At 45.9% G+C, this 23,332-nt stretch carries 19 protein-coding genes and 5 tRNA genes; all 24 read left to right on the top strand.

The window, feature by feature from the left end; all coding sequences use genetic code 11:
• Positions 1-251: 251 nt before the first annotated feature.
• The 24 genes from EQU24_RS03755 to rpsJ all read left to right on the top strand — a co-directional run bounded on the left by EQU24_RS03755 (position 252) and on the right by rpsJ (position 23,324).
• On the top strand, positions 252-1,913 hold the full coding sequence (locus EQU24_RS03755; protein ID WP_017840776.1) for a tetratricopeptide repeat protein: 1,662 nt from the start codon (positions 252-254) through the stop codon (positions 1,911-1,913).
• Positions 1,910-2,497: a lipoprotein insertase outer membrane protein LolB gene (gene lolB / locus EQU24_RS03760; protein ID WP_017840775.1), complete on the top strand. Its 588-nt coding sequence runs from the start codon at positions 1,910-1,912 to the stop codon at positions 2,495-2,497. The genes EQU24_RS03755 and lolB overlap by 4 nt, the downstream gene beginning before the upstream one ends.
• On the top strand, positions 2,490-3,338 hold the full coding sequence (ispE, locus tag EQU24_RS03765; RefSeq protein ID WP_017840774.1) for a 4-(cytidine 5'-diphospho)-2-C-methyl-D-erythritol kinase: 849 nt from the start codon (positions 2,490-2,492) through the stop codon (positions 3,336-3,338). Before lolB ends, ispE begins: the two co-directional genes overlap by 8 nt.
• A 24-nt stretch (positions 3,339-3,362) precedes the next feature.
• Positions 3,363-3,437, top strand: a tRNA-Gln gene (locus tag EQU24_RS03770).
• Positions 3,438-3,477: 40 nt separating this feature from the next.
• Positions 3,478-4,431, top strand: coding sequence for a ribose-phosphate diphosphokinase (locus EQU24_RS03775; RefSeq protein ID WP_017840773.1), 954 nt, complete (start codon positions 3,478-3,480; stop codon positions 4,429-4,431).
• A gap of 42 nt (positions 4,432-4,473) precedes the next feature.
• Entirely contained in the window at positions 4,474-5,094 is a 621-nt protein-coding gene (locus EQU24_RS03780) for a 50S ribosomal protein L25/general stress protein Ctc (RefSeq protein WP_017840772.1), read from the top strand.
• 153 nt (positions 5,095-5,247) lie between these two features.
• Positions 5,248-5,332 (top strand) — tRNA-Tyr (locus tag EQU24_RS03785).
• 20 nt (positions 5,333-5,352) lie between these two features.
• Positions 5,353-5,426 (top strand) — tRNA-Gly (locus EQU24_RS03790).
• A gap of 17 nt (positions 5,427-5,443) precedes the next feature.
• Positions 5,444-5,519, top strand: a tRNA-Thr gene (locus EQU24_RS03795).
• Between the two features lie 38 nt (positions 5,520-5,557).
• On the top strand, positions 5,558-6,748 hold the full coding sequence (gene tuf / locus EQU24_RS03800; RefSeq protein WP_017840760.1) for an elongation factor Tu: 1,191 nt from the start codon (positions 5,558-5,560) through the stop codon (positions 6,746-6,748).
• A 36-nt stretch (positions 6,749-6,784) separates the two neighbouring features.
• Positions 6,785-6,860, top strand: a tRNA-Trp gene (locus tag EQU24_RS03805).
• A 38-nt stretch (positions 6,861-6,898) separates the two neighbouring features.
• Positions 6,899-7,276, top strand: coding sequence for a preprotein translocase subunit SecE (gene secE, locus EQU24_RS03810; protein ID WP_017840771.1), 378 nt, complete (start codon positions 6,899-6,901; stop codon positions 7,274-7,276).
• A 3-nt stretch (positions 7,277-7,279) separates the two neighbouring features.
• Positions 7,280-7,813 (top strand): transcription termination/antitermination protein NusG, encoded by a 534-nt coding sequence (nusG, locus tag EQU24_RS03815; protein WP_017840770.1) that lies wholly within the window; start codon positions 7,280-7,282, stop codon positions 7,811-7,813.
• A 102-nt stretch (positions 7,814-7,915) separates the two neighbouring features.
• Positions 7,916-8,347, top strand: a complete 432-nt coding sequence (gene rplK / locus EQU24_RS03820; protein ID WP_017840769.1) for a 50S ribosomal protein L11 — start codon at positions 7,916-7,918, stop codon at positions 8,345-8,347.
• A complete protein-coding gene (rplA, locus tag EQU24_RS03825) occupies positions 8,347-9,042 on the top strand; it encodes a 50S ribosomal protein L1 (RefSeq protein ID WP_017840768.1) in 696 nt (231 codons plus the stop codon). The genes rplK and rplA overlap by 1 nt, the downstream gene beginning before the upstream one ends.
• Positions 9,043-9,229: 187 nt before the next feature.
• A complete protein-coding gene (rplJ, locus tag EQU24_RS03830; protein ID WP_017840767.1) occupies positions 9,230-9,724 on the top strand; it encodes a 50S ribosomal protein L10 in 495 nt (164 codons plus the stop codon).
• 44 nt (positions 9,725-9,768) lie between these two features.
• Positions 9,769-10,137: a 50S ribosomal protein L7/L12 gene (gene rplL, locus EQU24_RS03835; RefSeq protein WP_017840766.1), complete on the top strand. Its 369-nt coding sequence runs from the start codon at positions 9,769-9,771 to the stop codon at positions 10,135-10,137.
• 127 nt (positions 10,138-10,264) lie between these two features.
• Positions 10,265-14,341, top strand: coding sequence for a DNA-directed RNA polymerase subunit beta (gene rpoB, locus EQU24_RS03840; RefSeq protein WP_138767073.1), 4,077 nt, complete (start codon positions 10,265-10,267; stop codon positions 14,339-14,341).
• Positions 14,342-14,413: 72 nt separating this feature from the next.
• The gene (gene rpoC / locus EQU24_RS03845; protein ID WP_201764858.1) at positions 14,414-18,628 is read left to right on the top strand and encodes a DNA-directed RNA polymerase subunit beta'; all 4,215 of its coding nucleotides are present in this window, start codon (positions 14,414-14,416) and stop codon (positions 18,626-18,628) included.
• A 174-nt stretch (positions 18,629-18,802) separates the two neighbouring features.
• Complete coding sequence (rpsL, locus tag EQU24_RS03850) at positions 18,803-19,177, top strand: 30S ribosomal protein S12 (protein WP_017840763.1); 375 nt, start codon at positions 18,803-18,805, stop codon at positions 19,175-19,177.
• Positions 19,178-19,196: 19 nt separating this feature from the next.
• Positions 19,197-19,667, top strand: coding sequence for a 30S ribosomal protein S7 (gene rpsG / locus EQU24_RS03855; RefSeq protein ID WP_017840762.1), 471 nt, complete (start codon positions 19,197-19,199; stop codon positions 19,665-19,667).
• Between the two features lie 24 nt (positions 19,668-19,691).
• Entirely contained in the window at positions 19,692-21,788 is a 2,097-nt protein-coding gene (gene fusA, locus EQU24_RS03860; RefSeq protein ID WP_026130171.1) for an elongation factor G, read from the top strand.
• Between the two features lie 28 nt (positions 21,789-21,816).
• A complete protein-coding gene (tuf, locus tag EQU24_RS03865) occupies positions 21,817-23,007 on the top strand; it encodes an elongation factor Tu (protein ID WP_017840760.1) in 1,191 nt (396 codons plus the stop codon).
• 5 nt (positions 23,008-23,012) lie between these two features.
• Positions 23,013-23,324 carry a 30S ribosomal protein S10 gene (gene rpsJ / locus EQU24_RS03870; RefSeq protein ID WP_014149774.1) on the top strand — a complete coding sequence of 104 codons (312 nt, stop codon included), beginning with the start codon at positions 23,013-23,015 and terminating at the stop codon, positions 23,322-23,324.
• Positions 23,325-23,332 lie beyond the last annotated feature (8 nt).

Genomic DNA, 23,332 nt, shown 5'->3' on the forward strand with positions numbered 1-23,332 from the left:
TTTTCCGTGGCGCGCCATTGTTTGCCAAAAATATTTTTTTAGTCAAATTTTTTAATATTTTAATTAAATAATTAAGTTTTATTCAAATGCAGTAAAACAACTATCCGAACTGAAATGTTTTTCTGCTAATCTATTGCAAAACTGTATTGCAAAATATGAAGGATGTGAGTGTGTCGAATTATAAGTTAATTGCCGTAATAGCCCTTGTTTTTCTTAGTGGTTGCGGTTCCTCTCAGGAAAGAGGGCGAGCCATGGATGATCTTGACGAGTATTCACAGAGTTCTCATGGCGAGCAAGGTGTCGAATCTGCGGAGCCTAAAACTGCTATTGAGCCGGACATTATGTATATGTTGCTGGCTGCTGAAATTGCCGGGCAACGAGGGCAATACGATGTTGCCCTGGAGGGGTATCTTGAGGCCGCAAAGCGTGTCAATGATGTTAGGTTGACCGAGCGTGCGGCGAAGATAGCGCTATACATTAAAGATAGCGAACGAGGCGATGAGGCTGTCGAGCTTTGGTTGAAACAGGAGCCTGATAATTTAACAGCAAGAAAGATTGCCTTACTGTCGGCCTTAAGAAAGGAAGTAAAGCCATCGGCTATCGAGCATGCCCTGTTTTTGTTGGACATGGATTCGGAGGGTTTTGAAGATGCGGTTGTCGAGTTAATTAGGGCGTTGGGTCAAAAAGGTAATACAACTTTTGTTTATGATGTATTGGAAGATCTTGCCGAGCAAAGGCCGGAAGAAGCCACTGTTTTTTTTATTCAGGCCATGTTGGCAATGCAGTTAAACAGTAATGTATTGGCGCAACGGAAAATTGACCAAGCCATTGAATTGCGTCCGGATTGGGAAAAGGCTTTGTTATTTAGGGCGCAAATAGCGGCTTTTTCAGGTGATTTGGCTAATGCAAGGATTTATCTAACGGATTTATTGGATCAAAATCAAGATAGCTTGAAGGTCAAGAAATTGTTGGCCCAAGTCTTGGTTAAACTAGGCGAGTATGAAGAAGCCGGCAGGCTTTATCTCGATATCATTGATGATGAGCCTGAGGATTTTGAATCGCGTTTCTCTTTGGCGCTGGTTAATCTACAGATGGAGAGAGATGATAAAGCGGAATCCTTGTTTAAGGGCTTGATTCCATATCCTGAATGGAGTGATCAGGCAAGCTTTTATCTGGGTAGAATTGCGGTTCGAGATGGCAGAAATAGCGATGCTCTGGTTTGGTTCGATAGGGTATCGAGGGGGAGTTTGCGCTTCGATGCCGCGGCTGCGGGGATATCGCTACTGATTAAAGATAAGCAATTTGAAGAGGCCTCCGAACGGATAAGCCGCCTTCGCGCTCGGTCTGCCGATGAAAAGATGCGTGCGCTGTTGTTAGAAGCGGAGTTTTATAACGAACAAAAGCAATATATCAAGTCGTTCGATTTGTTAAGCAAGGCGATCGAAGAAATGCCCGAACAAAAGGAATTGTTATATACCCGGGCTTTAGTTTCAGAGCGTATTGATCGTCTCGACGTGCTGGAACAGGATTTAAGAAAGATACTGGCACAGTATCCCGATGATGTGAGTGCCTTAAATGCCTTGGGTTATACCTTGGCTGATAGAACCGACCGATACGAGGAGGCGCGGGTCTATCTTGAAAAGGCTCTGGAATTGCAGCCGGATGAGGCGGTCATTATCGATAGTTACGGATGGTTGCAATTTAAGTTGGGCAATTATGAAAAGGCTTTAGAATATTTGCAGAAGGCTTATTCTAAGCAGCAGGAGAACGAAATTGCGGCGCATTTGGCGGAAGTCTTATGGGCCTTGGGTCGCAAGGATGAGGCGAAGAAATTATTCGAACAGACGATAAAAAAGTCGCCGGAGGATGAATATCTTTTGGATTTTCAGCGGCGCATTCTTGACGCTGAATGAAAAGTCAATGCAAAAAATACCTCTATGGATGGCTTGTGTTGGTTTTGTCGGTTTTGACAGGATGTTCAGCCTTGCCGGTTAAAGACTTGGCGGTTTATTCGGAGTCGGGGCGGGATGGGTTTTATCAATTGCAGGAATGGAGCTTGGATGGGCGTGTATCGTTAACGGCTCGAAGTGATTCGTGGGCGGCCGCTATAGAATGGCGACGTGCGGATAGCGATGAGATGATTCGTATTTCGGGGCCTTTCGGTCAGGGAGCGGTTAATATTCATATTGCCGATGATTATGTCGATGTCGATCGTGGCGAAGGTGCGGTCAGATATTATGATTGGTCCGATGAGTTTATAACCGAACAATTGGGCTTTTATGTGCCATTGAGATCATTGCGGTACTGGGTGGTAGGATTGACCGATCCGAATGAGTCGTTCGAAAATATCGGCAATGGTTTTATTCAGGATAACTGGACGATCCGATATAGGAAGATGCAAAAAACCGATCGAGGGGTGTTGCCCTACAAAATTGATGTTTCCAATCCGGAAGTGAAATTAAAGCTAATAATAGATCAATGGAATACGCATGAGTGAGGTGAATAAAAGATGGCCCGCGCCGGCAAAATTAAATTTAATGCTAAGAATTGTAGGGCAAAGAGAAGATGGTTATCATTTGCTACAAACGGTATTTCAGTTCATTGATTTATGTGATTGGCTGGTATTTCGGCCTATAAGTGATTCGGTGATTTCGTTGCGGAATCCCCTTCCCGGGGTTCCGGAAGACCAGGATTTAACCTATCGGGCCGCTCGTTTGTTAAAAGATGAAACCGGTTATAAGGGGGGGGTGGTCATTGAGATTGAAAAGCACCTGCCTATGGGCGGCGGCTTAGGCGGGGGGAGTTCCGATGCGGCTACGACTTTGGTCGCGCTTAACGATTTGTGGCGGTTACGTCTTTCCCGTGAACGGCTTATGCAATTAGGTTTGCGATTAGGTGCGGATGTGCCGATTTTTGTTTTTGGGCATAGCGCCTGGGCGGAAGGCGTAGGTGAGGTGCTTCAGGAAATTGAAGTGCCGGAAAAATGGGTCGTGGTGCTGAAGCCGGATTGTCATGTCGATACAAAAGAAATTTTTTCATCAAAAGATTTGACAAGGGACAGTAAATCAATCAAAATAGCCGACTTTATTGCAGGGCAACACCAAAACGATTGTTTAGATGTTGTGCGCAAGTTTTACCCGTCTGTTGATGGGGCTTTGCGGGAGTTGTCCGATTTCTCCGAAGCAAGATTGACAGGTACAGGAGCATGCGTTTTTGCTCAGTTTGATACAGAGTTGGCAGCTAAAAAAGCGTATTTGTCACTGAGTAGAAAGTGGCAATCCTATCTGTGTAAAGGAATGAACAGATCTCCGTTGTACTCAAGTCTGAATGATGCTTAAGACTGGTAAGTATATCTAAGTATTTGGGCCGTCGCCAAGCGGTAAGGCACGGGGTTTTGATCCCCGCATACCCAGGTTCGAATCCTGGCGGCCCAGCCATTACCTAAACAGCAAATTAATTCAATCTGGGAGTGCCTGAATGAGTGACGCCTCTTTAATGGTGTTTTCCGGTAATGCGAATCTGCCATTGTCGGAAGGTATTGTTAAAAAGCTTAGTATGCGGCTCGGTATGGCCACAGTGGGAAGATTTAGTGACGGTGAGGTTGCGGTTGAGGTTGAGGAGAATATAAGGGGCAAGGATGTCTTTGTCATTCAACCGACTTGTTCGCCGACAAATGAGAATTTAATGGAGTTGTTGGTGATGATCGACGCGTTCCGTCGGGCATCGGCATCTCGAATAACGGCAGTTATGCCGTATTATGGTTATGCAAGACAGGATAGGCGGTCGCGTTCGGCAAGGGTTCCGATCAGTGCTAAGTTAGTCGCCAAAATGATAGGTGAGGCGGGTGCGGACCGGGTATTGACCGTTGACCTTCATGCAGATCAGATTCAGGGTTTTTTCGATATTCCTGTCGATAACGTGTATGCGTCGCCAATTTTACTGGGTGATGTATGGCGGCAAAAATATAAGAATTTAATAGTTGTCTCGCCTGATGTGGGCGGGGTCGTAAGAGCGAGAGCTCTGGCAAAACGGCTTGATGATGCCGACTTGGCTATAATAGATAAAAGGCGTCCGAAAGCCAATGTCTCCGAGATAATGCATATCATCGGCGATGTTGAGGGTCGTACCTGTGTCATGATCGATGATCTTGTCGATACTGCCGGTACCCTGTGCCATGCGGCGGAAGCATTGAAGGGTCATGGTGCAGTCAAGGTTGTAGCTTACTGTACGCATGCTGTTCTTTCTGGAAGAGCAATTGATAATTTGCGAGATTCAGTTTTGGACGAGTTGGTCGTAACCGATACGATACCGTTGAGCTTAGAAGCAAGTCGCATTGGTAAAATTCGGCAGCTCAGCGTTGCCGAAATGTTGGCGGAAACGATAAGGCGTATCGCTGTCGGTGAGTCGGTTAGTTCGTTGTATGTGGATTGATAAATTAGCGAAGTGTATAGATGCACAGCTTTGGAGAATGTAATGTCAAGTGTATTTGAATTCGTGGCGGAAGCTCGGAAAAAGCCCGGAACTGCTTCGGCTAAGTCGGTTCGTCGGCAAGGAAAAGTGCCTGCGGTAATTTATGGCGGAGAGGCTGATCCTGAAATGTTGGTTCTGGATCATAATGAGGTTGTTAAGCATCTCGCTCACGAGGCTGTATATTCGCATATCTTGGACGTAGTCGTTGCGGGTAAAGCGGAAAAGGCAATCCTCAAGGCTGTTCAAAGGCATCCGGCCAAGGCTAGAGTGCTGCACCTGGATTTCTTGCGCGTAACGGCAAATGAAAAGCTAAAAGCGCAAGTTCCTCTTCATTTTATTAATGAGGATGTCTGTGTTGGAGCTAAATTAGGCGGTGTGGTTATGCATAATTTGGTCGATATAGAGGTTGCGTGTTTGCCGGAGGATCTACCTGAGTATATTGAGGTGGATTTGTCGAGTTTGAATCTTGGCGAAACATTGCATGTTTCTCAGTTAGCTGCGCCGAAGGGTGTTGAGTTTTTGGCTTTGTCGCATGGCGATGACCATGACGCGGATGTTTCGGTGGTGACAGTAGTGCCGCCTAGAGTTGAGAAAGGCGAGACCTCAGCTGAAGCTGAAGAATAAGCGTATAAAAATTGCTTGTGTAAGTTAGTTCGCAGGCAATTAAAAAGTTTGTAATTTGCGTTTTATAAGTTGAATATTGAAAAAAACGCAAAAAAGGGTTGTTCTTGTTGACAAGGTCGTTAGATTTTGTAAGAATGGCCTGCTCCTGGTTTTGGAGGGGTTCCCGAGTGGCCAAAGGGATCAGACTGTAAATCTGCCGGCTCTGCCTTCGGAGGTTCGAATCCTCCCCCCTCCACCATCCTGTTTGAATTTAAAATTGCGGGTGTAGTTCAATGGTAGAACTCCAGCCTTCCAAGCTGGTCACGTGGGTTCGATTCCCATCACCCGCTCCAGATGATCGGTGGTTTCTGCCCATATAGCTCAGTAGGTAGAGCACTTCCTTGGTAAGGAAGAGGTCACCGGTTCAAATCCGGTTATGGGCTCCATATATTTGCAACAATAAAAGCTTTTTCGGGAAAGTAAAATGTCCAAAGAAAAATTCGAACGTAAAAAACCACACGTTAACGTAGGAACCATCGGTCACGTGGATCATGGTAAAACCACATTAACGGCAGCATTGACCAAAGTCATGGCGGATGCGCGTGGCGGCGTCTATAAAGCCTACGATCAAATTGATAACGCCCCCGAAGAGCGCGAGCGCGGTATCACAATCGCAACGGCTCACGTAGAGTACGAATCAGAAGCACGCCACTATGCGCATGTAGACTGTCCGGGTCATGCCGACTACGTCAAAAACATGATTACCGGTGCTGCGCAAATGGACGGAGCGATTTTAGTATGCTCGGCAGCTGACGGCCCAATGCCGCAAACGCGTGAGCATATATTGCTGGCGCGTCAGGTCGGTGTGCCTTATATCGTTGTTTATTTGAACAAAGCCGATATGGTCGATGATGCCGAGTTGGTCGAATTGGTTGAAATGGAAGTCAGAGAATTATTGGACATGTACGAATTTCCGGGTGACGACACCCCGTTGGTCGTCGGATCGGCATTAAAAGCTCTGGAAGGTGATACCAGTGAGATCGGCGTACCGTCGATTATTAAGCTGGTAGAAGCGTTAGACAGCTATATTCCGGAGCCGGAGCGAGCAATCGATCAACCATTCTTGATGCCGATTGAAGACGTGTTCTCGATTTCCGGTCGCGGCACAGTGGTTACTGGTCGTATAGAGCGCGGTATCATCAAAGTCGGTCAAGAAGTAGAGATCGTCGGCATTAGACCGACAACGGTTACCACCTGTACGGGCGTGGAAATGTTCCGTAAATTATTGGATCAAGGTCAAGCGGGCGATAACGTTGGGGTCTTGTTAAGAGGCACCAAAAGAGACGAAGTGGAGCGCGGGCAAGTATTGGCGCACAAAGGCACGATTAAGCCGCATACACATTTCAGAGCGGAAATCTACGTATTGTCGAAAGACGAAGGCGGACGTCATACTCCGTTCTTTAACGGATACCGTCCGCAATTTTACTTCAGAACCACGGATGTGACCGGAGCGGTCGATCTTCCGGAAGGCGTAGAAATGGTGATGCCGGGCGATAACGTCAATGTCGAAGTAAAATTGATTGCTCCGATTGCGATGGAAGAAGGTTTGCGTTTTGCGGTTCGTGAAGGTGGTCGTACCGTTGGCGCGGGCGTTGTTGCTTCGATTATTGAATAACGAAAGCGCTTATAACATTTTAATATTTTCTGAATTAGGTCAGTAGCTCAATTGGCAGAGCAGCGGTCTCCAAAACCGCAGGTTGGGGGTTCGATTCCCTCCTGGCCTGCCATCAGAAAAATACAATAACTATAAATCGTAATAACAATCATGAGTACACAAGTTGAACCCTCAGCATCGGTAGGTGATGTTGTTAAGCAAGTTTTCTCAATTGTTTTTGTTATTGCAGGTCTTGCGGGTTTTTACTACTTTTCCGAATATGCCTTATTATATAGGGTTCTCTCGCTAGTCGTTATCGTGCTAATTGCGATGGGGCTAATGTTAACGACTCGGATAGGTCAAGGATTTTGGAATTTTGCACTGGAATCGAAGCAAGAAGTAAGAAAAGTCGTTTGGCCAACGCGCCAAGAAACAATGCGAACGACTTTAATGGTCTTTGCAATGGTTCTAATCGTTGGCGTAATACTTTGGTTGCTTGATATGTTTTTGTTCTGGGGTGTGCGTTTATTGACCGGTCAAGGAGGATAATAAATGGCACTACGTTGGTATGTCGTTCATGCTTATTCGAACTTTGAAAATAAAGTAAAAGAAGCATTAGAAGAAAGGATAAAACGAGAAGGGCTAGGACAGTATTTCGGTAAAATTCTGGTGCCTACAGAAGAAGTTGTCGAAATGCGAATGGGTCAGCAACGCAAAAGCGAACGTAAGTTTTTTCCCGGCTATGTCCTGGTGCAGATGGAGTTGACCGATGAAACATGGCATATGGTTAGAGATGTTCCTAGAGTGTTAGGATTTATTGGAGGGACTTCCGATAAACCTGCCCCTATATCAGAAAAAGAAGCGATGTCTATCTTAAATAGAGTCGAGGAAGGGGTTAACAAGCCAAGGCCGAAAGTTTTGTTTGAGGTCGGTGAGGTCGTAAGAGTCAATGACGGCCCATTTAAAGATTTCAACGGAACGATAGAGGAAGTTAATTACGAAAAGAGTAAGCTAAGAATTTCGGTTTTGATTTTCGGTAGATCGACACCGGTAGAGCTAGACTTTAATCAAGTTGAAAAATCATAAAAAGCGTCAAATAAATTTTTTAAAATCCTGGATATGACTGTGTCCGGGATTTTTGTTTATTAGGGGAGCTGAAAAGCGTTTGCACCCGTTTTGGAGTAAATAATGGCAAAAAAAATCAATGCATACATAAAGTTGCAAGTAAAAGCAGGCGAAGCGAATCCCAGTCCACCGGTTGGACCTGCATTAGGTCAGCATGGTGTCAACATTATGGAGTTTTGTAAAGCCTTTAATGCAAAAACTCAAGAATTGGAAAAAGGGTTACCTACTCCGGTTGTTATCACTGTTTATAGCGATCGTAGTTTTACCTTTATTACTAAAACTCCGCCTGCTTCGATCCTGTTGAAAAAAGCGGTTGGTGTTAAGAGCGGGAGCAGTACGCCGAATAAAGTGAAAATTGGCACAGTGACGCGCGAGCAGCTTGAAGAAATAGCCAAGACAAAAATGGAAGATTTAAATGCGGCAAGCTTGGATGCCGCAGTTAAAACAATTGCCGGAAGTGCTCGTAGTATGGGCCTGAATGTGGAGGGCGTGTAATGGCAAAGCTGACTAAAAAAGCAAAACTGATAAAGTCAAAAGTAGACAGAAGCAAACAATATTCGGTCAACGAAGCGGTTGGTTTACTGAAAGAGCTTGGTAACAGCAAGTTTGTCGAGTCGATCGATGTCAGTGTCAACCTAGGCGTCGATCCAAGGAAATCAGATCAAAATGTGCGTGGCGCTACCGTATTGCCAAATGGAACCGGAAAAACAGTAAGAGTCGCGGTTTTTACTCAAGGTGCCAATGCCGATGCGGCGAAAGAAGCAGGTGCCGACATCGTCGGTATGGACGATTTAGCTGATCAGGTTAAAAAAGGTGAAATGAATTTCGACGTGGTGATCGCTTCTCCCGATGCGATGAGAGTGGTTGGCCAGTTGGGACAGATTTTGGGCCCAAGAGGCTTAATGCCAAATCCTAAAGTCGGAACAGTTACGCCGGATGTTGCAACCGCAGTTAAAAACGCAAAATCAGGGCAAGTGCGTTATCGAACAGACAAGTCTGGGATCATACACTGCTCAATTGGTAAGGTAGATTTTGATGCGACAGCCATTCAGCAAAATCTGGAAGCATTATTGGCTGATTTGCGTAAAGCTAAGCCGAGTGCCGCGAAAGGTGTTTATATGAAAAAAATTACACTGTCTTCGACCATGGGTCCAGGGCTTTGGATCGATCAGAGCGGACTTGCCGGTTAAGGGCAAAAACTTTGGGTTGCCGGAAATGCCGGCAACCGTCAAAGACCGCAGGTGTTGTAAAACTTAATTTTCCTGCGTAGACGGAAGCTGGAACCGCAAAGCTGGTGAAAGGGACCGTAAGGGGCATCTACTGAAGATGCGTTTTATTGATTCTGATTAAAAATCAGAAATGTACCGGAGGTAAATTGTGGCACTAAATTTAGATAGCAAGAAAGCTGTCGTCGAAGAGGTTGCCGAATTCGCCGCTAAAGCCCATTCCGCCGTCGCGGCGGAATATCGCGGTTTAACCGTGTCGGAAATGACCGAATTACGGAAAACTGCTAGAGAGACGGGTGTTTATCTGCGGGTTGTGAAAAACTCATTGGCAAAAAGAGCCATAGCCGGAACAGAATTCGAATGCATGCAAGAAGGCTTAGTTGGTCCGTTATTGCTAGCGTTTTCGATGGAAGATCCAGGTTGTGCGGCGAGATTAATCCATGAGTTTGCAAAAAGTCATAACAAGCTTGTCACTAAAATAGTGGCAATCGGTGGGCAGGCATATGATGCTAATGAACTTGAAAGACTGGCAAGACTGCCGACACGCGATCAAGGAATTAGTATGTTGATGTCGGTCATGAAAGCTCCGGTTGGTAAGCTTGCACGGACATTGGCTGCACTTAAAGACCTTAAAGAAGCGGCATAACCTTTTTTTAACCAGTTTTAAATCTATTTTAGAGGAAATACATAATGGCAATTTCACAAGAAGATATCTTGGAAGCGGTCTCTAACATGACGGTTATGGAAATCGTTGATTTAATTTCGGCGATGGAAGAGAAATTCGGCGTATCGGCGGCTGTGATGGCGGCAGCACCGGCGGCAGCCGCTGCAGCGGTAGCTGAAGAACAAACCGAATTCGATGTTATTCTGACTGCAGCCGGCGCTAATAAAGTGGCCGCTATTAAAGCAGTTCGCGGAATCACGGGTCTGGGCTTGAAAGAAGCGAAAGACGCTGTTGAAGGTGCGCCGACTACGTTGAAAGAAGGCGTTAGTAAAGCCGAAGCCGAAGCTGTCAAAAAGGATCTTGAAGAAGCGGGTGCTTCAGTCGAAATTAAGTAACAATTTTGACACGATTTTTAAGGCATTAAGCCTCTTAGTATGGCTGGTGACATTTTGTCATCGGCCTTTTGCCGCTTATTAATAGGCGGCAAAAAATAATTCCTGATGAAATAGGTATGGAAGCAATATGGCCTACTCTTTTACCGAAAAAAAACGCATTCGTAACAACTTTGGCAAAGGTACAGAAGTACTTGATGTGCCATATCTCTTAGCGACGCAGATCAATTCCTACGCAAGTTTCCTGCAATCCGGTATGTCGCCGGAAAAAAGGTTGAACGTAGGCTTGCATGCTGCTTTTTCCAGTGTTTTTCCAATAGAAAGTCATTCCGGGTATGCGGTTCTGGAATATGTAAAATACCGGTTAGGAGAGCCGACATTCGATGTCAGGGAGTGTCAGCAAAGAGGTGCAACTTTTGCAGCGCCACTGCGAGTGTTGGTGCGCTTAGTTATTTACGATAAGGACGCACCTGGAAGTACGAAAGTTGTTAAGGATATCCGGGAGCAGGAAGTCTACATGGGTGAGTTACCGTTAATGACCGATAACGGTACTTTCGTCATCAACGGAACCGAGCGGGTAATCGTTTCTCAGTTGCACCGCTCTCCGGGCGTGTTTTTTGATCACGATAAAGGAAAAACGCATTCATCAGGAAAATTATTATTCAACGCACGAGTTATACCTTATCGCGGTTCTTGGCTTGATTTCGAATTCGATCATAAAGACTGTGTCTATGTCAGAATAGATAGACGTAGAAAGATTCCCGCAACGATCTTGCTAAGAGCGCTGGGTTATAACAACGAAGAAATGATGGATATCTTCTTCGAAACCAATCGCTTTGTCTTGGCTGACGGTAGTTGTTTGTTTGATTTAGTGCCGGAGCGTTTGAGGGGCGAAATTGCCGCATTCGATTTTAAGCATGACGGAAAGGTTCTTATCGAAGAAGGACGACGGATTACGGCAAAACATATACGCCAATTAAAAGATGCTGGGGTCACTCAAATCGAAGTCCCTAAAAGTTATTTACACGGAAAAATATTAAGCCATAATCTGATCGATGAATCGACTGGTGAGCTTATTGCCAATGTCAATGACGAAATAACCGAAGAATTGCTCGATAAAGTTATTGATAGCGGTATACAAGAACTAAATACGATTTATGTTAACGATCTGGATAAAGGGCCGTATATTTCTAATGCGATGCGCTTGGACACGAGTAGCACGCAGCTGGAAGCATTAGTAGAAATTTACCGCATGATGAGGCCGGGTGAGCCGCCGACAAAAGAATCGGCAGAAAATCTATTTCAAAACTTGTTTTTTACCGATGACCGCTACGATTTATCGACGGTTGGGCGCATGAAGTTCAATCGGCGCCTGGGTCGTCAAGAAACAACCGGAGAGGGGACGCTCAGCAAGGAAGACATCATTGATGTATTAAAGGAATTGATCAATATCCGAAACGGAAACGGTAATGTCGATGATATCGATCATTTGGGTAACCGAAGAGTCCGTTCGGTTGGCGAGATGATCGAGAACCAATTCCGAGTTGGCTTGGTCAGGGTAGAACGTGCGGTTAAAGAACGGCTGACATTAGCCGATTCCGAAGGCCTGATGCCGCAGGAAATTATCAACGCGAAACCGGTATCTGCGGCGGTTAAAGAGTTTTTCGGCTCAAGCCAGCTGTCACAGTTCATGGATCAAAATAATCCGCTTTCTCAAGTTACGAACAAGCGCCGGGTATCGGCTTTGGGCCCGGGTGGATTGGCGCGCGAACGTGCCGGCTTCGAGGTGCGTGATGTTCATACCACGCATTACGGACGCGTTTGCCCGATCGAAACTCCGGAGGGGCCGAATATTGGTTTGATCAACTCATTGGCCGTGTATGCACGTACCAATGAATATGGCTTTCTTGAAACACCTTACAGAAAAGTTGTCGACGGTAAATTGACCGATCAAGTTGAGTATCTTTCGGCGATCGAAGAAGGGGAGTTTGTGATTGCTCAGGCTTCCGTGCCGGTGGATGAAAACGGGCGATTAAAGGAAGGCTTGGTATCCTGCCGTTATAAAGATGAATTTACGTTGGCGATGTCCGATACCGTCCAATACATGGACGTATCATCAAAACAAATAGTTTCGGTTGCCGCGTCTATTATCCCGTTCTTAGAGCACGATGACGCGAATCGGGCATTAATGGGTTCCAATATGCAACGTCAAGCGGTTCCGACACTAAGAGCCGAGAAGCCGTTAGTGGGTACGGGTATGGAACGCACGGTGGCAAAGGATTCCGGGGTGGCTGTCGTGGCAACGAGAGGCGGGACTATTGAGGCTGTCGATGCCGCCAGAATTGTGGTCAGAGTAAACGATGCGGAAACCGAAGCAGGTGAGCCGGGTGTCGATATTTATAATCTGACCAAGTACACAAGATCCAACCAAAATACCTGTATTAACCAAAAACCATTGGTTAAGCTTGGCGACATCGTCAATGCCGGGGATATATTAGCTGATGGACCCTCGACCGATATCGGCGAATTGGCTTTAGGTCAAAATATGCTTGTGGCTTTTATGCCTTGGAATGGATACAACTTCGAGGATTCGATTTTAGTTTCCGAGCGTGTTGTTAAAGAAGATCGTTTTACGACCATTCATATTGAAGAAAAAACCTGTGTTGCTCGGGATACTAAATATAATCCGGAAGAGATTACCGCTGACATTCCTAACGTCAGCGAAGAAGCGTTATCGAAATTGGATGAGTCCGGAATCGTTTATGTGGGTGCCGAGGTCAAAGGCGGCGATATTCTGGTCGGGAAAGTGACACCGAAAGGTGAGACGCAATTAACACCAGAGGAAAAACTATTACGTGCAATTTTCGGTGAGAAAGCGGCGGATGTTAAAGACACGTCATTAAGAGTACCGAACGGCGTTGAAGGGACCGTTATCGATGTCCAGGTCTTTACACGAGATGGTGTTAAGAAGGATAAGCGTGCTCTCGAAATCGAAGAAGACCAAATCAAGCGTTATAGAAAAGATCTGGATGATCAGCTGAAAATTGTCGAAAAGGATATTTTTGCGCGAGTCGCTAGAATGATTGTCGGCAAGAAAGCTTTGTCCGGGCCTGATAATTTAGCGTCTGGTACTGTTGTTAATCAAGAATATCTGGACAAATTGAGACCTTCTCAATGGCTGCAAATCAAAATGGAAGATGAAAACATCAATGTCCAATTGGAAGGAGTCGTCGAGCAAATCGAACAGCAGAGAAAGGATTTCGACGTCAAGTTTGATGTGAAACGCAAAAAGATCACCATGGGCGACGATTTGCCTCCTGGTGTTCTTAAAATGGTTAAGGTTTATCTGGCGGTCAAGAGAAGAATTCAGTCTGGCGATAAAATGGCCGGGCGGCATGGAAATAAAGGGGTTATTTCTATGATTAGACCGATCGAAGACATGCCATATACTGCCGATGGAAATCCGGTCGATATCGTATTGAATCCGCTTGGGGTTCCGTCACGCATGAATGTGGGGCAGGTGTTGGAAACCCATTTGGGTTGGGCCTCTAAAGGTTTGGGGATCAAGATAGGTAAAATGCTCGAGGCCCAAGCAAAAATCGTTGAAATTAGAGAGTTTTTAGAAAAAATCTATAATAGCAGCGGTCGCAAAGAGGACTTGAATTCCTTATCCGATAAAGAGATTTTAGAATTAGCACATAATTTGGTCGGTGGTGTGCCGATGGCTACTCCGGTGTTCGATGGCGCTACCGAAGATGAAATTAAAACCATGCTGAGACTGGCTGATTATCCCGAACATGGTCAAACCACACTCTATGATGGATTGACCGGGGAGCCTTTCGAGCGAGAAGTCACAGTTGGCTACATGTATATGCTGAAATTGAACCATCTGGTTGACGATAAGATGCATGCTCGATCAACAGGTCCGTACAGCTTAGTCACTCAGCAACCGCTTGGTGGAAAGGCGCAGTTCGGTGGCCAGCGCTTCGGGGAGATGGAGGTCTGGGCGCTTGAGGCTTATGGAGCGGCTTACACCTTGCAGGAAATGTTGACCGTGAAATCTGATGATGTAACAGGTAGAACCAAAATGTATAAAAATATCGTCGATGGCGACCACAAGATGGAAGCTGGCATGCCGGAATCGTTCAACGTCTTGATCAAAGAAATACGTTCACTCGGTGTCAATATTGAGTTAGAAAGCGATTGAGTTCGATTATTTACCTTAATTTGACTACCCGTTCCGGACACGCGCCGGAAACCATTTAGAGAGGATAAGCTCTTGAAAGATTTAATGAACTTTTTAAAGCGCCAAGGTCGCGCCGATGATTTTGATTCAATTCGCATAGGTTTGGCGTCTCCTGACATGATTCGTTCGTGGTCTTACGGAGAAGTTAAAAAGCCTGAAACAATAAATTATCGAACTTTTAAGCCGGAACGAGATGGATTGTTTTGTGCCAAAATTTTTGGCCCTGTGAGCGATTATGAATGTTTATGCGGAAAATATAAAAGACTGAAACACAGAGGCGTTATCTGTGAGAAATGCGGTGTTGAAGTCACGCTTTCGAAAGTGCGTCGAGAAAGAATGGGACACATTGAATTGGCCAGTCCGGTCGCTCATATTTGGTTTTTAAAGTCCTTGCCATCGAGGATTGCGCTGCTACTAGACATGACGCTTCGTGAAATTGAGCGCGTCTTGTATTTCGAGTCATTCGTTGTGCTTGATCCGGGCGTAACGCCGCTTAATAAAGGGCAGTTGCTGACCGATGACGAGTATCTCGATGCCGTCGAGCAATTTGGCGATGATTTCGTTGCGAAAATGGGTGCCGAAGCCGTTTTTGATTTACTCAAAGCGATCGATCTGAACGGCGAAATCAATCGTTTACGCGAAGAGATCAACGGTACCAATTCAGAAACTAAGATTAAAAAGTTTTCTAAACGCTTAAAAGTAATCGAATCGCTGTTGAGCTCTAAAAATCGTCCTGAATGGATGATTATGCAAGTATTGCCGGTTTTGCCTCCGGAATTGAGACCTTTGGTGCCTTTAGATGGCGGGCGATTTGCCACGTCGGATTTAAACGATCTCTATCGTCGCGTCATTAACAGGAATAACCGGCTCAATCGTTTGTTGGATTTAAACGCGCCGGATATTATCGTTCGAAACGAAAAGCGAATGTTGCAAGAGTCGGTCGATGCTTTGCTCGATAACGGCCGTAGAGGTAGGGCAATCACCGGTACCAATAGAAGGCCGCTTAAATCTCTTGCCGATATGATTAAGGGTAAGCAAGGCCGTTTCAGGCAAAACCTGTTGGGTAAACGTGTCGATTATTCCGGGCGTTCCGTTATCGTAGTCGGGCCGACCCTGCGGTTACACCAGTGCGGGTTGCCTAAAAAAATGGCTTTGGAATTGTTCAAGCCGTTCATCTTTAGCAAATTGCAATTAAGAGGGCTTGCCACAACCATTAAAGCCGCGAAGAAAATGGTTGAGCGAGAAGGTGCCGAGGTTTGGGATATTCTCGAAGAAGTCATTCGCGAGCATCCGGTTTTGTTAAACAGGGCGCCGACCTTGCATCGCTTAGGGATACAAGCGTTCGAGCCAATCTTAATCGAAGGTAAAGCGATACAGTTGCATCCTTTGGTTTGTAGTGCTTTTAATGCCGATTTTGACGGCGACCAAATGGCGGTGCATGTCCCGTTATCGATAGAGGCTCAACTTGAAGCCAGAACGTTGATGATGGCGACCAATAATATTTTGTCTCCGGCAAGCGGTGAGCCGATTATTAACCCGTCTCAGGACGTGGTTTTAGGGCTCTATTTTATAAGTCGAGAGAAAGTCAATGCCAAAGGGAACGGATCGATCTTTGTTTCAACAGACGAAGTACATAAAGCCTTAGCATTTAAAAGTGTCGACTTACAGGCCAAGATTCAATTAAGAATTACTGAAAGAATAAAGACCGATAGAGGCGTTTCCGAACAAAAAACCTATCGCGTCGAAACGACGGTTGGCCGAGCATTGATCTGGGAAATTGTTCCCGAAGGTATGCCGTACGAGATAGTCAATTGCGATATGACGAAGAAAAATATATCGCGACTGATCAATTATTGCTACCGGCATTTAGGTATCAAGGAAACAGTCATTTTGGCCGACCAATTGATGTATCTCGGATTTCGTTATGCAACACGTTCCGGTGTTTCATTTGGCATAGAAGATATGGCGATACCGGCAAAAAAAGAAGAAATCATCAATACGGCTAATTCGGAAGTTAACGAGATACAGCGGCAATACTCGTCTGGTTTAGTAACTGACGGTGAGCGATACAACAAAGTAGTTGACATCTGGTCACACGCAAATGATCAAGTTGCGAAAGTCATGATGGATGGATTGGGCGTTGAGGAAATCGAAGATGCCGATGGAAACAAGGTTACTCAGAAATCGTTCAACTCAATTTTCATGATGGCCGAATCAGGTGCTCGGGGTTCCGCTGCACAGATTAGACAGTTGGCCGGTATGCGCGGCTTGATGGCCAAGCCGGACGGTTCGATTATCGAAACGCCGATTACCGCTAATTTCAGGGAAGGTCTAGACGTATTACAGTACTTTATTTCGACTCACGGCGCACGGAAAGGGCTTGCCGATACAGCTTTGAAAACAGCCAACTCGGGTTATTTGACGCGGCGTTTGGTCGATGTCGCTCAGGATTTGGTTATTACGGGCGACGATTGCGGAACGACGCAAGGGGTGTCGATGACGCCGATTATCGAAGGCGGCGATGTTGTCGAGCCATTGGCTGAGCGTGTGTTAGGTCGTGTAGTCATTAACGACGTCATGGATGCTGCAGGCGAAAAAGTGGTCGTTAAAAGTGGAACCTTGCTTGATGAATACTGGGTGTCGGTGCTTGAAGAAAATAGTGTCGATCAAGTCTATGTGCGTTCGGTTATTACTTGTGAAAATCGTCATGGCGTCTGTGCCGCATGTTATGGTCGAGACTTAGCTAGAGGGCATTTAGTCAATAGCGGCGAAGCAGTGGGTGTCATTGCTGCACAATCCATCGGCGAGCCGGGGACGCAGTTGACTATGCGTACTTTCCATATTGGCGGTGCAGCTTCGAGATCGGCAGCGATCAGTAATGTGCAAGTTAAATCGGCCGGAACCGTTAAGTTGAGTAACCTCAAGACCGTTACGAATCGCGAAGGGAATTTGGTTGCGGTTTCTAGATCCGGTGAAATCGGTATCATCGACGAATATGGCCGTGAACGTGAGCGCTATAAAATTCCTTATGGTGCGGTTTTGTCGGTCCAGGATGGCAGTAAAATTAATGGCGGAGAGATTATTGTCAACTGGGATCCGCATACACATCCGGTAATTACCGAAGTTGATGGTGTAGTTAGCCTATTCGACTTTATGGATGGCGTAACGGTTCAAAAACAAGCGGACGAGGTGACAGGGTTAAGTTCCTTGGTGGTGACCGATCCCAAACAAAGGGGCAGTGCCGGTAAAGATTTACGCCCAATGGTTAAGCTAATGGATGCCGCCGGAGAGACGATTTATCTTCCAGGAACAGAGATTCCCGCGCAGTACTTCCTGCCGACCGGAGCAATTGTCAGCATCAAGGATGGGCACGAGGTTAAAGTCGGTGATGTTTTGGCGAGGATTCCTCAAGAATCGAGTAAAACGCGCGATATCACCGGTGGTTTACCTCGCGTTGCCGATTTATTTGAAGCAAGAAAAACCAAGGATCCGGCGATTTTAGCGGAAACAACCGGCACAATATCCTTCGGTAAAGAGACTAAAGGCAAGCAACGGGTAATTATTACCGATGCAAGCGGAGAGCAATACGAAACATTGGTACCGAAATGGCGGCACATTACTGTGTTCGAAGGTGAGCACGTCGAGAAGGGTGAAACTATTGCTGAAGGCGAATTGACGCCGCACGATATCTTAAGATTGCGTGGCATTGAGGATCTAGCAAATTATTTAGTGAAAGAGATTCAAGACGTTTATCGATTACAAGGTGTAAAAATCAATGATAAACATATTGAAGCAATCATTAGACAGATGCTTCGTAAAGTTGAAATCACCGCGGCCGGCGACACGGAATTTTTGAAAGGAGATCAAGTGGAGAGAGCCTATGTGCGTGAAATCAATGAAAAAATGGAAGCGGAAGGCAAGATACCGGCAAGTTTTGAATCTATTTTATTAGGCATCACTAAAGCGTCGTTAGCAACAGAGTCATTTATTTCGGCCGCTTCTTTCCAGGAAACGACTCGAGTATTGACGGATGCGGCGGTGCGTGGGTTGAGCGACGGTCTTCATGGCTTGAAGGAAAATGTCATCGTTGGGCGTTTGATACCTGCGGGTACTGGATTGGCCTATCATGAGCAAAGAAGAAAACGACGCAACAAAGAAATAGAAGTTTCATCTGATGGTGATAATGTTTCATCAGTAGATGCAGGTGATGTGGAGGAGGCGTTAAAGCAAGCCTTAAACACTGAATAAGTGTGAAAAATTGAAATCGGCTTGACCTGGTTAAAAATTAGCGTTAAGATGCTCTGCTCAAATGAGCTAACGCTATTTGTCAGGATAAGCATTATATGGCCGCTGTGCATAAAAATGTACGGCGGTTATTTTTATTGTCTGGCGGGTAAACTGAATTATCGGAGTAACTAATTTATGGCCACGATCAACCAATTGGTTCGTAAGCCGCGTGCTAAAAAAATAGAAAAAAGCAATGTTCCGGCGTTGGAAGCGTGTCCTCAGCGCCGCGGAGTATGTACTCGAGTCTATACAACGACTCCCAAGAAGCCGAATTCGGCATTAAGAAAGGTCGCGCGGGTACGATTGACTAACGGTGCAGAAGTGAGTAGCTACATAGGTGGTGAAGGTCACAATCTGCAAGAGCATTCCGTTGTGTTGATTCGAGGCGGTAGGGTAAAAGATTTGCCGGGTGTTCGATATCATGTCGTTCGCGGAAGTCTTGATACTTCGGGCGTCAAAAATAGAAAATGCGGTCGTTCGAAGTACGGAACGAAAAGACCTAAAGCCTAAGCGAAGTTTGGTGGATTAAATGTCAAGAAGAAGAGTAGCGGCGAAAAGAGACGTCATTCCGGATCCTAGATTTGGTAGTACTATGCTGACCAAGTTTATGAATATGATAATGACTAGCGGAAAGAAGTCGGTTGCCGAGAAAATTGTGTATGGTGCGCTGGATGTTATTGAAAGCAAAGGTCATGCCGAGCCATTGGAAGTATTGACTCGGGCGCTGGAAAATGTTCAGCCGCGTGTTGAGGTGAAGTCAAGGCGTGTCGGCGGGGCAACTTATCAGGTTCCTGTCGAAGTTAGGCCTTCCCGGCGTGCAGCCTTGGCAATGCGCTGGTTGATTGATGCGGCTCGTAAAAGAAATGAAAAAACCATGCCGTCAAAACTGGCTGGTGAGTTGTTAGATGCTTTCGAAAGCCGCGGTGCAGCCGCCAAGAAACGAGAAGAAACTCATCGTATGGCGGAAGCTAATAAAGCGTTTTCTCATTATCGCTGGTAATTTAAGCTACTAAAGGCGCGCAAAGTGGCACGGAAAACACCGATTAGTCGATATCGAAATATAGGCATCATGGCGCATATTGATGCCGGAAAGACTACGACTACCGAGCGCGTATTGTTCTATACAGGCGTTTCACACAAAATTGGTGAAGTGCATGACGGAGCGGCAACTATGGATTGGATGGCGCAAGAACAAGAACGAGGGATTACTATTACTTCTGCCGCTACGACCTGTTTTTGGAGTGGCATGAGTAAACAGTTTCCGGAGCACCAGATCAATATTATTGATACACCAGGGCATGTTGACTTCACGATCGAGGTAGAGCGATCGCTAAGAGTTCTGGATGGGGCTTGCGCTGTTTTTTGCGCAGTTGGCGGGGTTGAGCCGCAATCGGAAACGGTTTGGAGGCAGGCTAACAAGTACCATGTGCCTAGGTTGGCGTTCATAAATAAAATGGATAGACAGGGCGCTAACTTTTTAAGGGTTGTTAAGCAAATTGAAGATCGTTTAGGAAGCAAACCTATTCCGATGCAGTTGCCGATTGGTGCTGAAGATTCATTTGAAGGTGTTGTAGACCTGATAAAAATGAAAGCCATTTATTGGGACGAAGAGACTAAAGGGATGAATTTCGAGGAGCGAGAAATTCCGGTCGAAATGCTACCGCTTTGTCAAGAATGGCGAGAGCACATGATTGAATCGGCAGCGGAAAGCTCTGATGAATTAATGGAAAAATACCTGGAAGGTATAGAGCCGTCTGAAGAAGAGATAAGAAAAGGTATTCGAACACTCACGTTAGATAATCTTGCAGTGCCGGCATTTTGTGGGTCAGCCTTTAAAAATAAAGGTGTTCAGGCTATGTTGGATGCAGTGATCGAGTATTTGCCTTCGCCTACAGAAGTCAAGGCAATTAAGGGTGTTCTAGAAGATGATGAGACCGAAGAGGAAAGGCCGGCAGACAATGATGCACCTTTCTCTGCGCTGGCTTTTAAAATTGCTACCGATCCGTTTGTTGGGGTTTTAACCTTCATTAGGGTGTATTCGGGCGTTCTTAACTCCGGAGATGCCGTTTATAACTCGGTAAAAAAGAAGAAAGAGCGTATAGGGCGATTAGTGCAAATGCATGCTAATTCCCGTGAGGAAATCAAAGAAGTACATGCTGGCGATATTGCGGCGGCAATAGGATTGAAAGACGTTACTACCGGCGATACTTTATGTGACATGAAATCGATCATTGTGCTTGAGAGAATGGACTTTCCTGAGCCGGTCATTTCAGTAGCGGTAGAGCCTAAAACCAAAGCAGACCAAGAAAAAATGGGTGTTGCTCTTGGGAAACTTGCCCAAGAAGACCCTTCATTTCGTGTTCATACCGATCAAGAGTCGGGGCAAACCATCATTTCAGGGATGGGTGAATTGCATCTAGAGATCATCGTTGACAGGATGAAAAGGGAGTTCAGCGTCGATGCTAACGTAGGTGCGCCTCAAGTTGCTTATAGAGAAACTATTCGCAAACGCGTGGAACAAGAAGGAAAATTTATACGTCAATCCGGCGGGCGTGGTCAATATGGACATGTCTGGTTACGAATCGAGCCGAGAGAGCCCGGTTCCGGTTATGAATTTGTGAATGAAATTGTTGGCGGCGTGGTTCCAAGGGAATATATACCGGCAGTTGACAAAGGAGTGCAGGAGCAATTGGAAAATGGAGTTTTGGCGGGATTTCCAGTGGTGGATGTAAAAGTATCATTGTTCGATGGATCGTACCACGATGTTGATTCGAGCGAGATGGCATTTAAAATCGCGGGGTCAATGTGCTTTAAGGAAGGTGCAAAAAAAGCCGATCCGGTCCTTCTGGAGCCAATAATGAAAGTAGAAGTCGTGACTCCGGAAGATTACATGGGTGATGTTGTGGGTGATATAAACAGGCGCCGTGGAATCATTCAGGGTATGGACGACACTCCTGCAGGTAAAACTATCAGTTGTGAAGTTCCGTTGGCGGAGATGTTCGGTTATGCGACTGATTTGCGATCTGCAACACAGGGGCGAGCAACATACAGTATGCAATTTGAAAAATACGCTGAAGCACCTGCAAATATTGCAGAAGCAATCATAAAAAAAGTTTCATAAATTGAATAGAAAATAAAGGTATTGAATCATGTCCAAAGAAAAATTCGAACGTAAAAAACCACACGTTAACGTAGGAACCATCGGTCACGTGGATCATGGTAAAACCACATTAACGGCAGCATTGACCAAAGTCATGGCGGATGCGCGTGGCGGCGTCTATAAAGCCTACGATCAAATTGATAACGCCCCCGAAGAGCGCGAGCGCGGTATCACAATCGCAACGGCTCACGTAGAGTACGAATCAGAAGCACGCCACTATGCGCATGTAGACTGTCCGGGTCATGCCGACTACGTCAAAAACATGATTACCGGTGCTGCGCAAATGGACGGAGCGATTTTAGTATGCTCGGCAGCTGACGGCCCAATGCCGCAAACGCGTGAGCATATATTGCTGGCGCGTCAGGTCGGTGTGCCTTATATCGTTGTTTATTTGAACAAAGCCGATATGGTCGATGATGCCGAGTTGGTCGAATTGGTTGAAATGGAAGTCAGAGAATTATTGGACATGTACGAATTTCCGGGTGACGACACCCCGTTGGTCGTCGGATCGGCATTAAAAGCTCTGGAAGGTGATACCAGTGAGATCGGCGTACCGTCGATTATTAAGCTGGTAGAAGCGTTAGACAGCTATATTCCGGAGCCGGAGCGAGCAATCGATCAACCATTCTTGATGCCGATTGAAGACGTGTTCTCGATTTCCGGTCGCGGCACAGTGGTTACTGGTCGTATAGAGCGCGGTATCATCAAAGTCGGTCAAGAAGTAGAGATCGTCGGCATTAGACCGACAACGGTTACCACCTGTACGGGCGTGGAAATGTTCCGTAAATTATTGGATCAAGGTCAAGCGGGCGATAACGTTGGGGTCTTGTTAAGAGGCACCAAAAGAGACGAAGTGGAGCGCGGGCAAGTATTGGCGCACAAAGGCACGATTAAGCCGCATACACATTTCAGAGCGGAAATCTACGTATTGTCGAAAGACGAAGGCGGACGTCATACTCCGTTCTTTAACGGATACCGTCCGCAATTTTACTTCAGAACCACGGATGTGACCGGAGCGGTCGATCTTCCGGAAGGCGTAGAAATGGTGATGCCGGGCGATAACGTCAATGTCGAAGTAAAATTGATTGCTCCGATTGCGATGGAAGAAGGTTTGCGTTTTGCGGTTCGTGAAGGTGGTCGTACCGTTGGCGCGGGCGTTGTTGCATCAATAATCGAGTAAACAATATGACGAGTCAAACTATTAGAATACGCCTGAAATCTTTTGATCATAAATTAATTGATCAATCCGCAGGTGAAATCGTAGAAACAGCGAAAAGAACGGGTGCGCAAGTCAAAGGCCCTATTCCGCTGCCTACCAAAAAAGAGCGGTTTACGATTTTGATCTCTCCGCATGTCAATAAAGACGCGCGCGATCAATATGAATTGAGAACGTACAAGCGTTTGCTCGATATTGTCGAGCCAACCGAAAAAACTGTCGATGCCTTGATGAAATTGGATCTGGCAGCCGGTGTGGACGTTCAAATAAAGTTGAATTAAATGTAGGG

This window comes from Methylotuvimicrobium buryatense (assembly GCF_005931095.1).
Taxonomy (GTDB): domain Bacteria; phylum Pseudomonadota; class Gammaproteobacteria; order Methylococcales; family Methylomonadaceae; genus Methylotuvimicrobium; species Methylotuvimicrobium buryatense.